Annotated in this window: 20 protein-coding genes; 7 read left to right on the top strand and 13 right to left on the bottom strand. The window is 61.6% G+C overall.

What is annotated here, in order from left to right; translation table 11 throughout:
* Positions 1–670: 670 nt before the first annotated feature.
* Both P3T23_RS46220 and P3T23_RS46225 read left to right on the top strand, forming a co-directional pair.
* Positions 671–877 (top strand): hypothetical protein, encoded by a 207-nt coding sequence (locus P3T23_RS46220; RefSeq protein WP_429322706.1) that lies wholly within the window; start codon positions 671–673, stop codon positions 875–877.
* A gap of 420 nt (positions 878–1,297) precedes the next feature.
* Entirely contained in the window at positions 1,298–1,747 is a 450-nt protein-coding gene (locus P3T23_RS46225) for a hypothetical protein (RefSeq protein WP_429322707.1), read from the top strand.
* A 173-nt stretch (positions 1,748–1,920) separates the two neighbouring features.
* On the opposite strand, the gene P3T23_RS46230 is transcribed toward P3T23_RS46225, so the two are convergent.
* Entirely contained in the window at positions 1,921–2,091 is a 171-nt protein-coding gene (locus tag P3T23_RS46230; protein ID WP_429322725.1) for a DUF1643 domain-containing protein, read from the bottom strand.
* A 660-nt stretch (positions 2,092–2,751) separates the two neighbouring features.
* Here P3T23_RS46230 and P3T23_RS46235 point away from each other — a divergent pair.
* The 5 genes from P3T23_RS46235 to P3T23_RS46255 all read left to right on the top strand — a co-directional run bounded on the left by P3T23_RS46235 (position 2,752) and on the right by P3T23_RS46255 (position 5,949).
* Positions 2,752–3,753, top strand: a complete 1,002-nt coding sequence (locus P3T23_RS46235; protein WP_429322708.1) for a DUF7221 family queuine tRNA-ribosyltransferase-like protein — start codon at positions 2,752–2,754, stop codon at positions 3,751–3,753.
* A gap of 141 nt (positions 3,754–3,894) precedes the next feature.
* The gene (locus P3T23_RS46240; protein ID WP_429322709.1) at positions 3,895–4,110 is read left to right on the top strand and encodes a hypothetical protein; all 216 of its coding nucleotides are present in this window, start codon (positions 3,895–3,897) and stop codon (positions 4,108–4,110) included.
* Between the two features lie 578 nt (positions 4,111–4,688).
* Entirely contained in the window at positions 4,689–5,255 is a 567-nt protein-coding gene (locus P3T23_RS46245; protein ID WP_429322710.1) for a hypothetical protein, read from the top strand.
* Positions 5,246–5,440: a hypothetical protein gene (locus P3T23_RS46250; protein ID WP_429322711.1), complete on the top strand. Its 195-nt coding sequence runs from the start codon at positions 5,246–5,248 to the stop codon at positions 5,438–5,440. Before P3T23_RS46245 ends, P3T23_RS46250 begins: the two co-directional genes overlap by 10 nt.
* A 152-nt stretch (positions 5,441–5,592) precedes the next feature.
* The gene (locus tag P3T23_RS46255; protein ID WP_429322712.1) at positions 5,593–5,949 is read left to right on the top strand and encodes a hypothetical protein; all 357 of its coding nucleotides are present in this window, start codon (positions 5,593–5,595) and stop codon (positions 5,947–5,949) included.
* A gap of 7 nt (positions 5,950–5,956) precedes the next feature.
* Here P3T23_RS46255 and P3T23_RS46260 read toward each other — a convergent pair whose 3' ends face one another.
* The 12 genes from P3T23_RS46260 to P3T23_RS46315 all read right to left on the bottom strand — a co-directional run.
* On the bottom strand, positions 5,957–6,415 hold the full coding sequence (locus tag P3T23_RS46260; protein WP_429322713.1) for a hypothetical protein: 459 nt from the start codon (positions 6,413–6,415) through the stop codon (positions 5,957–5,959).
* Complete coding sequence (locus tag P3T23_RS46265) at positions 6,415–6,771, bottom strand: hypothetical protein (RefSeq protein WP_429322714.1); 357 nt, start codon at positions 6,769–6,771, stop codon at positions 6,415–6,417. Before P3T23_RS46265 ends, P3T23_RS46260 begins: the two co-directional genes overlap by 1 nt.
* A 17-nt stretch (positions 6,772–6,788) precedes the next feature.
* Complete coding sequence (locus tag P3T23_RS46270) at positions 6,789–7,070, bottom strand: hypothetical protein (protein ID WP_429322715.1); 282 nt, start codon at positions 7,068–7,070, stop codon at positions 6,789–6,791.
* A 214-nt stretch (positions 7,071–7,284) separates the two neighbouring features.
* On the bottom strand, positions 7,285–7,548 hold the full coding sequence (locus P3T23_RS46275) for a hypothetical protein (RefSeq protein WP_429322716.1): 264 nt from the start codon (positions 7,546–7,548) through the stop codon (positions 7,285–7,287).
* 300 nt (positions 7,549–7,848) lie between these two features.
* Positions 7,849–8,919, bottom strand: coding sequence for a phosphoadenosine phosphosulfate reductase family protein (locus tag P3T23_RS46280; protein ID WP_429322717.1), 1,071 nt, complete (start codon positions 8,917–8,919; stop codon positions 7,849–7,851).
* 146 nt (positions 8,920–9,065) lie between these two features.
* A complete protein-coding gene (locus P3T23_RS46285) occupies positions 9,066–9,623 on the bottom strand; it encodes a hypothetical protein (protein ID WP_429322718.1) in 558 nt (185 codons plus the stop codon).
* Between the two features lie 156 nt (positions 9,624–9,779).
* On the bottom strand, positions 9,780–10,070 hold the full coding sequence (locus P3T23_RS46290; RefSeq protein WP_429322719.1) for a hypothetical protein: 291 nt from the start codon (positions 10,068–10,070) through the stop codon (positions 9,780–9,782).
* 169 nt (positions 10,071–10,239) lie between these two features.
* Positions 10,240–10,458 carry a hypothetical protein gene (locus P3T23_RS46295; RefSeq protein WP_429322720.1) on the bottom strand — a complete coding sequence of 73 codons (219 nt, stop codon included), beginning with the start codon at positions 10,456–10,458 and terminating at the stop codon, positions 10,240–10,242.
* Between the two features lie 219 nt (positions 10,459–10,677).
* Positions 10,678–10,824 carry a hypothetical protein gene (locus P3T23_RS46300; RefSeq protein ID WP_429322721.1) on the bottom strand — a complete coding sequence of 49 codons (147 nt, stop codon included), beginning with the start codon at positions 10,822–10,824 and terminating at the stop codon, positions 10,678–10,680.
* Positions 10,825–10,838: 14 nt separating this feature from the next.
* Positions 10,839–11,138, bottom strand: coding sequence for a hypothetical protein (locus tag P3T23_RS46305; RefSeq protein WP_429322722.1), 300 nt, complete (start codon positions 11,136–11,138; stop codon positions 10,839–10,841).
* Between the two features lie 199 nt (positions 11,139–11,337).
* Positions 11,338–11,493 (bottom strand): hypothetical protein, encoded by a 156-nt coding sequence (locus P3T23_RS46310; protein ID WP_429322723.1) that lies wholly within the window; start codon positions 11,491–11,493, stop codon positions 11,338–11,340.
* 30 nt (positions 11,494–11,523) lie between these two features.
* The coding region (locus P3T23_RS46315; RefSeq protein WP_429322724.1) for a hypothetical protein at positions 11,524–11,958 on the bottom strand (435 nt) is incomplete at its 5' end.

Genomic DNA, 11,958 nt, shown 5'->3' on the forward strand with positions numbered 1-11,958 from the left:
GCCTGTCAACTTATGCATCCAACCCGCTGGTCGTCCCATAGACACCTCCTCAGTCAAGGGTGTTGCGACGACCGGTTGAATCCGCCCTATGAACGACAGTACGAATGCCCCGGCCGCTGTCTCGGAGGTTGCGCTACGGAAGGCGCTTCTTATGGACGATATCGACTCTACAGTCGACCACTATCGAAAACTCGCGAAGCGAAACTACAGCCTGAACGTACTTTTGCTATGCATGGCCATTGCCGTCAGCCTCTCGGCGGAGTCTTAGGAGTTTTGGAGTTGGCGGGTAGCAAACTAGTCGGTGCGTTAACCCTGCTGCCAGGTGTAATTGCAGTATGCGCGACGAGCCTTAAGCTCCAGACGAAGGCAAACCAATACTATCGTCGGAAAGACGCACTACAGTTCTTACACAACTACCTCACGTACGACTGTCCGATCCCGTGTACGCAAGAAGCAATCACCGCGGTCACTGCCGCGTGGAAAGAATTGCCAGAGCGAGCGAACGAGGAGTTCGAGGCGATGGCAGCGCCAGATTGGGCCAACATTTTCGCACACGTGCCTCGCGAAGAGGCGAATCAACGGCCGAAGGGACGTGGTGGTCGAAAATAGGACGGAATAGCACGGCGCTGCGACGCCCCGCCCGGCCGGCTGCCGGATCGAGAGAAAAACGATGAAAAACATCTTCGCGCGAATCGGCCGGATCGACGGCTTTACGAAGCTCTACATCGGCACATTCACGCTTGTCGTGGTCATCGCCGTCGCGCTGTCGACATTCACCCATCGCGAGACCGTTGAGGTTGTGTCAGGACCCGGCGAACTGTACGGTCGACGTGGACCACTTCAAATCACATGGCGACGGCAGCGTAACGATCCTTAAGGGCGCGGTTGTGGAATGTGAGCGGTTCATCGCGAACCCAACCGACATGCGCTTTACGATGAAGAAGGCCGGTTGGATCGGCCACTAGACCCCGGGGAAACGCCGGCTTAGCCGGCGCTAGGAAAAATATTTCTCGCGCTCGTGCAACGCCCGGCACGCGCGGTTGCGTTGCCCTGACGCGCCTTCAGAAGTAAATCGTGGGAGTGCGGCCTGAATAGTGGCAGTCGGACCTTGTTTGGGATAAGCGAGAACGCGCCGAACCCCTTGAAAACTCAACGAGCAAGGCCTCCACGAAATGACCAATGCAAGTTTTGGTAAGCATGCCTGCCGGATTCAGTAACCCCACGATTTCACATGTCGACTATCGTTGCTCATGTGCCGGCGCACCGTTGCGCCAGCGGTGTCGATAGGAGCGACCTCATGAAAAAAGCAATTTTCAGCGCGGCGATGGCTGCACTTCTGAGCGTGGGCCCGCTGACTGCGTCTGCACAGGACGCACCGCCGCCGCCCGCCCCAACGCATGGCGAGCCGCAGCGCGGTGACGGCCCGTCGCCGCATGACCCGATGGGTTCGGGCGGTCCGAAGATGGGGCCGCGTGGTCCGGGCTTCGCGGTGGTGAATGACCTGGAGCAACTACGCCGCCTCTATGCGCTGAGCGGACATCCGGACGGCATCGTCGCGGTGTATCACGACGTACTCAGAAAAACGCAGGACCCGATGCTGCGGCACTACATCTACGATTCGCTGGCTCGCGAGCAGTTGACGCCCACCAATCCCGAGCAGGCAATCGCGACGCTGCGTACCAGCCTGTCGGAAGACCTCGCTGCGGCGGCCAAGGCGCCGCACAGTGCACCCGCGCAGCCGCAATAAGCTCGATCGCACGCGCGGCGGCGCGCGGTTGGAGTAAGCAGGCGCAGGCGGCATTCACCGGTCATGGAGTTGCAACGCGAGCGCTGTTTGAGCGCAACGTGGCGATCGTGCGGCAGGTGCGTTGGCCACACACGCCGTGTGGCCCGCCTGCACTCAGGGGAACGCTATCGGCATCAGGGGTCACCGGGCAGGTAAAGCGGGTGGTGCAGCTGCTCTGCCCCAGTGACTTTCAGGCAATGCAGGTTGGGGATCATCGCGCGCACGACGCGGTCGCGCCCGAGGTGCTCCCCGTCGTTACCCCATGCGGCAACGACGAGCGAAGCGTTGCGCGCGAGGCCGACCAGGAATGTGACACTGCACTACCGCAAGGTCAAGATGGTTGGTTGGAGTGATCTGGTCGCGGTCACGCATGGCAAAGCAGCGCACTCGGAACACGAGGCCGCATGACGTTGCCCCGGCGGCCGTGGGCTTGTCGCAATACGTGTGCCGCGTTACTGTCCACTCAGCCGTTAGATCGGCATGACGTTGAAATCCGAGTGCACTTTTGAAGTGTTGAGCTTCGACAGTGCGCTTAGGCGCCGACTCCCCTCCGCGGTATTTCGGAACAGCAGCGCGTCATCGTTCAGGACCTGTCAACGGAGTGGTTGACATTCACCATGTCGCTCCGAGCCTGTAAGTTGCATGGCCTGCCAGTCTCACGACCGGTAGGCTACCCTCACCTTTCACCGAGTCGCGCGATTCAGAATCGTTGCGCCAGTCGTCCCGTCCGGTTATCATCCCCCCAGCCGTTCGATCGGCATCTCATCATTCCGGGGCTACCAGTCGCCCGCGTATCCGAAAGTCTCTTTGGCCGCTCTGGCCGACCTTGATCCTCACCTGCCCGCTGTCGTCGACCGTCTATCGGTTCCGCTCGTTCGTCGCGCGCGTTCTGCCTAGCTCTTTCGGCTACGCAGAGCCTCGAGCTCCTCGGTTTATCCGCCCATCTCGGGCATGAGGAGATCCACATGAACAGCAACTTTGAAACAAAGATGGACCGTCTGCTTGGGCCCGTGGGCGTCATTCCGGACAGACAGATCAACGCGCCTATCGGCGACGAGATGGTGATGCGCACTGGCATCCCGCACCGTGGAGGCAAGCTCGCGGTCCATGCGTTCGAGAGCGGCTATCCGGCGATGGTGTCGGCGAACGCGTTCTTCAACCACAAGACAGGGCGCTTCGACGTACCGGACATTTCGCCGTTGCAGGACGTTGACGTCGCGCTGGATTCGGCCGGGTTCGTCGCCATGATGAACTTCAAGTCGAAGGGCAAGCAGGCCGGTGTCGGGGGCATCTACCCATGGTCGTATGCGGCTTACCTCGAGCTCGCGTTTCTGCTTCGTCCAACCTGGTACAGCAGCATGGACCTGTGCTGCGAGCCCGAAGCGACGAATGGTGGAATCGACACAGACTGGCGTATCCGGGCAACGGCAACGATGCTCGAGGCGCTGCTCCAGATCATCGAGAAGTGGCAGGCCGACTACGCGCTGGAAGGTGTCCGATCGGTGACGATCGCGAACGACCTCAAGCCGCCGGTGCCGATTTGTCAGGGCTTCGAGCTCGATGAATACCTGAAGAGCCTCGATCTGACGATGGAGGTGTGGGACCGGCACGCGTGGCTGGCGCCGCCTTCGTTGATGGGTCTCGGTTCGGTTTGTCGACGCGACCTTCATCATCCGAAGCACGGGCTCTTCGCCATTCTCGACGGACTGGAAGGCCGACTGCCGAAAGGCACGAAACTGCACCTGTTCGGAGTGAAAGGCGCAGCGCTCGAGGGCGTCAAGATGTACTCCCACATCGTCGCTTCTTGCGACAGCATGGCGTGGGACTACGGCGCGCGTCAGGCAGCGTTCCGCCTCGGCATTTCAAACAACATGGTGCACCGGGCCGAGAAGATGGACGCCTGGATGAATACCGCCATCGAACGGATGCGACCGAAATCAGGTGATCAATTCCGGCTTGCCTTCTAAGCCGCGGAAATACGATCGAGTTGAACCCGGAACGCGCACTCCTACGAGGCGTGCGCGCCGCCGGCATCTCAGAAGGCACCATGTCTCCTGAGCTGTACTCACCTCCTTTTGAACCGCCCGAGAGGCACAAAGGAGAAGACCATGAAGCATGACAAGGAATCGCTGACACCGGAACAGACCAACGCGTTGCTGACGTTCGCGCGTCGCCACGGTCGCTACTGGAAGAAGAAATTGGCTGACCTCTGGTTGTCCGGTCGGGACGATCGCGAACCGGAAGGTCCGCTGCTGCGCCAGATCCGCAACGGCGGGGGTCACAGCCTGCTCGTCGGCTTCCGCCTGCCGAACGACGGTCGCTAAGTGTCACATCGGCAACCACGGATCGCCAGACACGCCCGGCGCGTGCTCTGGCGGCTCCGTTTTGTGCCCTCGGAAAAAAATTTCGAAGACACCCCAGAAACATTTCACGGAGCTGCCGTATATAGGCAGATCGACCATCTCACGCAACACCATGCCGTCCGCATCCCCTCTTCTCCAACTGGTTCCCTCTCTTCCGCCCGGCAAGCTCTGGCGCTGTGGCGAGTGCTTCCGCATCACGCTTCCGCGGACCGGCCCGGTCGATCCTTCGTCGACCGATGGCCAACACGCGCGCACGTGGCAGAGCCGCTGCTGCGAGGCACCGCTGGCCACAACCGGCCGTGACGGCACGTTGACCATCTGGGATGGCTCTGCGAAAATACACGCAGCCGTTTGATCGGCAAAACACCTCACCGGAATGCTGCTCGCCCTGAGCTCGATTGCGTTCCAGCACCCCAGAAAGCCCCTTGCGCCTCTCGCCATCAGGCCTGATGTGACATTGCCTGCGCCGGGTTACGTCCGGCCCAGCCCTCCCGGGCATCTCCTTTCAAACAGCCCCATTCGGGCACAAAGGAGAATCCATGAACAGCAACAAGCAAGCCGACAAGCAACTGCCGACTGTGCAGGAGTTGGGCACCCTGATCGCCGAGCGCGTCAAGGCGGCCGACGAAGTCTTGGTGGCCAGCATCAAGCTTCCCGACGGACATGCCTGGCGGATACCCGATGGCCGCCTGTCGTTCTGGGAGGGTTGTCCGGTGCGCTCGACCGCCTCGATGGGGGCCTCGATCTACATCGACCGCCAGGCGACCCCTGGTGTTTCGGGTGAGGAGCGCTACGGCGATCCGGCAACGATCCACGCGGAGATCCGTATCTTCATGCCGGCAGCGGAGTATCGCGACGGCAGGAAGGTTTGCAGGTACCGGCATCATTTGGACGAGCGCTTTGCTGCACATCTCTGGGTGCAGACCGGGCCGCACTGGGCGTTCCAGTCGACGACGCACCTGGTCGACAACGAGCCGTTCGTCTACGCCGATACGCTCGAGGCGCTGTGTGCCGAGATCGTTGCACGCATGAACACCGCGCTCGCGCGCGCGATTCAGTGGGTGGCGCAGAAACGCGTCGAGACGGCGGAGGAAGCATGCGCCTGATCGACGGTCATATCGAGAGCTACACGGACTACATGAAAACGCTGAACGAGAGCCTGCAGGAGTGTCACCCGGGCATGCAGGCGGAAACGCAGGCTCTGATGGTTGCGACGCAGGGCGTGCTGGACAGCCTGCAGAAGTATCGTCGCGTGGTCGATGGTCTTCGAGTGGCGCAGCATTTTCATTGACGTGTTGTGCGGCTTCGGCCACAAGGAACATGAGGGAGCGATGCCGCAAGGCGTTGCTCCCTCTCTTCATTTCCGCGGGCGTAGGCCCGCCGGCTTGCATCCCTAGTGTGCCGGGAGACACTGAAGATGTTCCTGCCATTGGAGTTTCGGCCATGCGCCAGTCCGCTCAGTCCCTGCCCCGCCGCGCCACGCGCGCGAGCCCGTATGCGGCACGCGTACGTTCGACTCGCGTGTCGGAGTCAGTGTACGAAGTGCGCGTCGACGGCGAGCTCCGTTTCCTGATCGAAGGCGATGACCAGTGGCCCACCCAATGGCAACTGTTCGCAGTGCTGGATGGTGTTCGCGCCGGCAAGTGCCTGGCGCTCGAGTCTGAACACTTCGACGTTCTTGAGCAGCTCGAGCGCGGATGCTTCTGGATGCCGGAGGCCGACGTGGTGCCGGCGCCGCGATCGACGGGCCGCTCGTCGAGCGTGACCCGCTACCCCCTCCCGCAGTACCTCTCCGAGTAGCAGACCCTCAGACGAGTTCGTGCTGGGTCGCGTCGATTTCGAGCGGCGCGATCAGGTAACCAACTGTGGTGATCTGGCGCAGGTATTCGGGCATGAACTTGTCTATCGAGCCGGCCGCCTCGCACTGATGGACGTGGCGGCATTCATGGGTCAGCAGGCGCCGCGAGAGGTGTCGCGGCGTGATGAAGATCGCGTAGCCCAGCGCCAGGCCGGCGATGTCGTGATTGAGCAGTCCGGTGCGGATCGCGACCTTGCGGAGCGTCGGATCGTCCGGCATGGGGACTTCGTCGACGAGCGCGAGCCGGATCTTCTCTGGCGCCGACACCCCTACCCGCCGCGCGTCCTCGAGCTCGGCCGGCGTCAGCACGCGGCCGGCCGCCAGCCCCTTCTGTGCCTGCACGTTCGCCCAGGCGAGCGTCTTCGGCAGTATGAACGCCAGGAAATCTTCTGAGACCATGTCGTTCATCAGGCCGCCTTTGTGCGCGGCGGCTGCGGGATCAGCTGGTTCAGGCGGTCCCGAGCCTGCTTACGGTCCATGCCATACGGGAGACGCGGATGCTCGTCCTCGACAGCTTCGTGCAGGCATTCGAGCACAGCCGCCTGATCCTTGGTTCGGTCCTGCACGTGGCAGGTCAGCGCCAGTCCAGCAAGCAGCGCGCGATCCTGGTCGCGCATCTGCATCAGGTCCGGCCAGACGATCTCGAGGCGCTGACGGGAGGCGATGCCATCGCTCTTGCCGGCCAGGCGCCCGATGGAAATGCCGAGACCCGCGATGAGGACAAGGCCGACGAACAGCGAGATGACGCGTCGAGTATCAAGCATGTGGTACGCGCCTCCTCTTACGCGCGCTGGCCAGCCAGCAGGGTGTTGTCGATGACCGCGCGGGCTTCGACCGGCGTGAAGCTGTACCCGCTGAGAATCGTGGCCAGGCGTTCGTCCGTAGGCTCGTCGGCCCTCGCGCGCTCGAACAGAATCCCTTCCTTGCGCCCGGTCGACGCGGCTTCTGCCACGGCCGACGGCCAATCCGATACGGATCGCGCTTTCTTAGCCAGCGCCCCTTCGTTCTGGATTTGAATGCCGGCTTCTTTGATCTGGTCGAGGAAATTCTCGAATGCAGCCATGTTGATGCGCTCCTTGATTCTTGTTGGCCTGACGGTCCTTCGATACCGTGGAGCCATTGTCGTACCGGATCCGTGCAATGCAAACCCGAATAATTGCGTTCTACATCTCGTTATCGGCCGGATCGCGCCGCCGCTGAACCGTCGCGCGGCAGAAAAGGAAACGCCCGCCGTCCGTCCAACGGACGGGCGGCAGGCGCGGGTTGCGGGTTGATGACTACGTCGAAGCGTACTCAGCCTTCAGTCTGTCGTTCGTCGCGACAATGAAGCGGGCCTCTTCGCTCGACAGTCCGTACTGGCTCGGATCTACCGAAGCCGACATCTTGGTGTCGAAGCACGGCGCCGTGATCGAACGCCCCTCGTGCAAGACGCCAAGCTGCGGGTAGCCCATCACCAGCGAGTCGACGATCAAGCGGCCTTTTAGCGACGTCGGCATGCTGGAGCGGATCAGGTTCAGGTCTGCGGCTGTCACGATCTTCATGCCGGTTCCCCTTCCATGTTGCTTTTGATGTTGCGATTCGGGTTGATGCTGATGTTTTCCATACGACTCTCCAGAATGAGCGAGAACCGTCCCTGGCGGGAACGGCGTCCCGCCAGGGTTGATAAGTTACTTCGGCCGCGACCATCTCGGCTCGTACGAAGGACGAGAACGAAATCGAAGCGGCTTGCCGGAACGCCTGAGGTGCCTCGGCCCTGCGTTAAACACCGAGACGAACGGCAGAACACTGACGGCCTTGCCACACACTTCCGTACTTCCCAGCCAAACGTTCGTTTTCCTCTCTCACTGCGGACCGGCGCCCTGCTTGAAGGCTCCGGACGGCAGCGCCCATTCGGCCGGCGCGATCCGAATCGGCACCGTGTATTCTGTCGAGAGCGCCAAGGCGGCGATCGCTTCGTCATACACGTACGGCGTGCCTTCGTCGGCCAACTGATGTACCGACTTCCTGCGGTGGATCGTCAGCCCGAACTCGCGTTCGAGGTCGGCGATCCGCACGAGGCGCATCGGCATGAGTTTTCGCTCGGTGGCCCGCTGGTGGCAGTCCGAGAAGATGCAGTGGGCACAGGACACCCGGTTGAAACCCAGGTAGTACGCCGGATGCGGGCGTACACCGAAGCGCTTCATGATGTCCCACACCTGTTCCTCAGACCACTGCAGCACCGGACGCCAATGGTCGACGTGCCGGCTCTGCGTGTGGCAGCGATCCGGCTCGTTAGCGAGGTACTTCGACCGCGCCGCCGACTCTTGAGCGCGCTCCCCCGTGCAAACGAGGGAGCGGATGCCCAAGAATCGAGGCTGGTTCCTCATTGCTGCGGCGCCGACATCGACCTTGAGACTGGCCGAGCACCATCTCTGCGACAGAGCTGCCGTCACCTGCGGGAACTTGCGCCGCGTGTTCTGCGGCCCTACCCCGCCGGCCTGGATTAGCCCGTCCGGTGTTTCGGTCACGACCGGCGCGGTGGACTGGTTCTCGCGAAGCATCTCGCGCAGAAAGCCGCCCACACGCCAGCTGAAGTACAATGGCAAGCCGAATGCCGCCGCGAACCGCCGGCAGTAGTCGCTGGTCACAGGCCAATCCATGAAGGATTCGCCGTTGCCGTCGACGTCGTGATGCCAGAGCTCGATGCGACTCGGATCGATACCGATGTCGAGCAGGTGCAGGACCGTTGCTGCCGAATCTTTACCCCCGCTGAACATGACCACGTATTTGTCGTACGCGTACGGATCGAACGCTATCCACGGGCCGGTCACATCGGAAAGATCCGCCTCGAACAGCGACTGCTGCTGCGGAGGCTGACAGTTTAGTGGTTCCAAAATGCTCGCCATGCCTTGAAGCGATTTCTTGCTATTCATGGGGTTTTCTCCATTCTGCCCTCAGGGGCTGATAAAGGAGCGAGCAGCGCTCAGTGGGCCGGCTTGGCCGGCTGAGCGTAGAAGCGGCCTCGCTGGCCCCCGAAGGACCGGCGAAACGTGTTTTGGTTGCTGAACGCGAGCTACCGTTACGCGGCTGCCAACTGCTGAGCAGCGCGTTTTTCGAGCCTGTCGATCTTTTCGAGACAATCTTCGATCGCGAGGAAAACGGCCTTTTCGAGCCGCCCTTCTTCCGACAAGGGAATGTCGATGGTATGTTTCGAATCGTTGTCGTCGTTGACGTAGGCACCGAGACGAGTGAACGTTCCTTCCGGCCCTGTCACATCGTAGAGCCTCAGGCGAATACTCGCCTTTCCATCCTCACGCACGAGTCGCACCTGCAAAGGCGAGTCCTGAACCGGATATTGGTATCCACTCGGCTGATTCGCGAGCGCCCAATACTTCAACATACTGCCGATGTCGTGACTCGTCTTCACGGGATCGAGTACCCCGTCCCGAAGGACGAAGTGCGTGTAGTCGATACCCTGCGCGGCAAATTTCACGCCCCGCAGATGCCCGTACGCTTGCCGAACCTGGTCCCGATAGGCCTTGATCGTATCGACAGCCGGTACGGCGTGACTGCTCAGGTACCACTTGTGGTTGACGTGGTGCGCGAACGGTGACTGGATGATGCGATTTCTGGTCATGATTTTCTCCTTTGATGCCCAGGCGGGCGTTGATAAAGGAGAGAGCTGCGCTCAGCGGGTCTGCCCGACCGGCTGAGTCCTAGGTGACACCCACCAGCCCACAGAGGGGCCGGCGAGCGTGATTGCAGTGTGATAGCTTGCGCAGGAGCGTCGCGCTTACTGCTCGTCCGAGCTCGAATTCTCAATGTCCGCGCCATCCGGCGACACACCGGGGTCCAGAATCATGATCGCGCATGCGCCGAGGCTCATCTTCTTCGGATCCACATACTCTTTCGCATCTTCTTCGTCGAGACCGTCTTCCAGCGCGCGTTTGTACGCGACTTGGCGGAACGCGGCGGGATCGTGAACATCGAGCTCGATCGTGACGCTGATGCTCGTTCGACCTTCCTGCTCTTCCTCGCCTTCCGGATTGATCGCGGTCAGGTTCGATTCATTGTTGCTATTCATGCTCTTCTCCATGATGCCCGTATCGGGTGGTTGAAAAAGGAGCGAGCGAGAATGCTCGGCTGGGCGCTGCCCGGCGGAGCAAACTGCGGCCTGCCATCCGGAGATCAGGATGGCAGGCGTTCCGGTTACTTGTTCGAGAGGGAAAGTACCTTTTGCAGGTGCTCATCGGTCACGTGCACGCTTCGTCGGCACCGTGGAGGCCAGCCGCGAGCGAATTGACGTACTCGATGACCTGGTCGTTCGCGCGGTCGGAATACTCGCCGCCGGGCGCGGTTGCCTTTTCGAGGACCGAGCGAGCGTCCCACAGGCGCACTTGGGCTGCGACGACGTCCTGAAGAAGCTGCAGAGGTTTCGGCTGTTCCGTGTTGCTCGGGATATTGCGGTTCATGCGTTTCTCCTTCGTACCCTGGTGGGGGTGGTTGATCAAGGAGAGAGCAAGGTGCTCGGCGGGGCTGGCGGGCCCGGCGAAGCGACTGCACTGGAACGCTGAGGTGGCGGCAAGCGCCTGAGAGAGATGCCGATCTAACGGCTGAGATGACTATACCACAAGGATTCTGGAGGTCGACACCGCCGACGTCCCGGATGGGAGCGTGCGGCGGGTCGGACTTCATTGGTTCCGAGCGTTGGCGTTGACCTCGCCGAGGTAGTCTAGGATCGGCACCGCTTCGTACTTCACGGTGTTCAGCCTCTCGACCAGGCGCTTGTCGAACGTCTCGTGCCCTTCTCCCGGATGACCCAGCTGGCGGTGACCCATGCTTGTCCTCCTGATCAGATGCTCTGCTCGACCCGGACCGCAACGCATTCCGCGATATGGGCCGCGCCGAACTTGAAGTGCTGCGGGTTGATCTTACGAGCGGCTTCGTTGGACAAACGGAACACTTGCTGGGCGATCTCCTCCGCTGCCACATCTGCGGCAACAAGCTCGATCGCCTGGTCGGGCGTGCGGCCGTGGAGCCAGTGGCGGGCATAGGCCGTTCGCTTGGCGTATTGCCCCGTCTCCTCCACCAACTTGAGCCAGGCTTCGAAGTCGGTCGGCAAGCCGGCCAATTCGAGGTTGCTGCGCCCCATCGCCGTCAGGTTGCCGGGGTTGAACCCAGCTTACGTGGCTTTGCTGCACTTGATTGCGGTTCATTGGCTTCTCCTTTCTACCCGCTCACGGGCGGTTGAAAAGGAGAGAGCGAGACGCTCGGCGGGGCATAACCCGGCGGAGCTTGGACGGGCGCGGAGGCGGTCCTGAGGAAAGATGCCGACTGAACGGCTGGATAAACTATACCACTACGATCGTCTGGCGCAACTCGTTGATCCGCCAAGAGGTGTTAGACATAGCAGTCTGGTGGCGCAGCGTCTCGAGCGCCTCCTGCACCTTTTTCGCGTCGGCCGCGTCCTGCGGTTTGCGGATCACCAACGGCACGTATTCACTCAATGTCTGTTCCTCGCCGTCGTTGGTGGTGGGTTAGGTATCTTGCCCCAGTTGTTCCTTGCGTCGTTCGTCGCGGCGCTCCATCTGCAGGACCAGCATTGCGAATACCACGAAGAGTTCGGGCTGGCCGAACACCTCGACATCGTGTCGATCGCGCATCGTCAGCAGGCGTCCCCTGGCCTTGGCCAGGGTCTCGCCCGCGCGGGCGACACGGAATTTAAAGTCCCACAGGTTGCCGGTCACCGTGGCGCCGTGCGCTGGCCCGCCGACCGCGTAATACTGGCGCGTCAATGCGAGGCGCTTCCGCTTGATCCTGAACGTGCCGAGTTCGCCGGAGATATCCCACGTGGGCGCCCACGCGAGGATCCGGCGCCGGATCGTGCCGACCTGGCTGTCTCCGCGATAGATTCGCCACGTCGGCGAAAAGAGGGCGAACTGCCCTTTTCCGCGATATGCCGGATTCCCGTT

Origin of the sequence: Paraburkholderia sp. GAS448 (assembly GCF_050435685.1) — a bacterium.
In the GTDB taxonomy this organism is placed as follows: Bacteria; Pseudomonadota; Gammaproteobacteria; order Burkholderiales; family Burkholderiaceae; genus Paraburkholderia.

Coding starts and splice junctions, on each gene's coding strand:
- P3T23_RS46220 (WP_429322706.1), top strand. CDS start 671: ATGAAAAACATCTTCGCGCGAATCGGCCGGATCGACGGCTTTACGAAG.
- P3T23_RS46225 (WP_429322707.1), top strand. CDS start 1,298: ATGAAAAAAGCAATTTTCAGCGCGGCGATGGCTGCACTTCTGAGCGTG.
- P3T23_RS46235 (WP_429322708.1), top strand. CDS start 2,752: ATGAACAGCAACTTTGAAACAAAGATGGACCGTCTGCTTGGGCCCGTG.
- P3T23_RS46240 (WP_429322709.1), top strand. CDS start 3,895: ATGAAGCATGACAAGGAATCGCTGACACCGGAACAGACCAACGCGTTG.
- P3T23_RS46245 (WP_429322710.1), top strand. CDS start 4,689: ATGAACAGCAACAAGCAAGCCGACAAGCAACTGCCGACTGTGCAGGAG.
- P3T23_RS46250 (WP_429322711.1), top strand. CDS start 5,246: ATGCGCCTGATCGACGGTCATATCGAGAGCTACACGGACTACATGAAA.
- P3T23_RS46255 (WP_429322712.1), top strand. CDS start 5,593: ATGCGCCAGTCCGCTCAGTCCCTGCCCCGCCGCGCCACGCGCGCGAGC.
- P3T23_RS46260 (WP_429322713.1), bottom strand. CDS start 6,415: ATGAACGACATGGTCTCAGAAGATTTCCTGGCGTTCATACTGCCGAAG.
- P3T23_RS46265 (WP_429322714.1), bottom strand. CDS start 6,771: ATGCTTGATACTCGACGCGTCATCTCGCTGTTCGTCGGCCTTGTCCTC.
- P3T23_RS46270 (WP_429322715.1), bottom strand. CDS start 7,070: ATGGCTGCATTCGAGAATTTCCTCGACCAGATCAAAGAAGCCGGCATT.
- P3T23_RS46275 (WP_429322716.1), bottom strand. CDS start 7,548: ATGAAGATCGTGACAGCCGCAGACCTGAACCTGATCCGCTCCAGCATG.
- P3T23_RS46280 (WP_429322717.1), bottom strand. CDS start 8,919: ATGAATAGCAAGAAATCGCTTCAAGGCATGGCGAGCATTTTGGAACCA.
- P3T23_RS46285 (WP_429322718.1), bottom strand. CDS start 9,623: ATGACCAGAAATCGCATCATCCAGTCACCGTTCGCGCACCACGTCAAC.
- P3T23_RS46290 (WP_429322719.1), bottom strand. CDS start 10,070: ATGAATAGCAACAATGAATCGAACCTGACCGCGATCAATCCGGAAGGC.
- P3T23_RS46295 (WP_429322720.1), bottom strand. CDS start 10,458: ATGAACCGCAATATCCCGAGCAACACGGAACAGCCGAAACCTCTGCAG.
- P3T23_RS46300 (WP_429322721.1), bottom strand. CDS start 10,824: ATGGGTCACCGCCAGCTGGGTCATCCGGGAGAAGGGCACGAGACGTTC.
- P3T23_RS46305 (WP_429322722.1), bottom strand. CDS start 11,138: ATGGGGCGCAGCAACCTCGAATTGGCCGGCTTGCCGACCGACTTCGAA.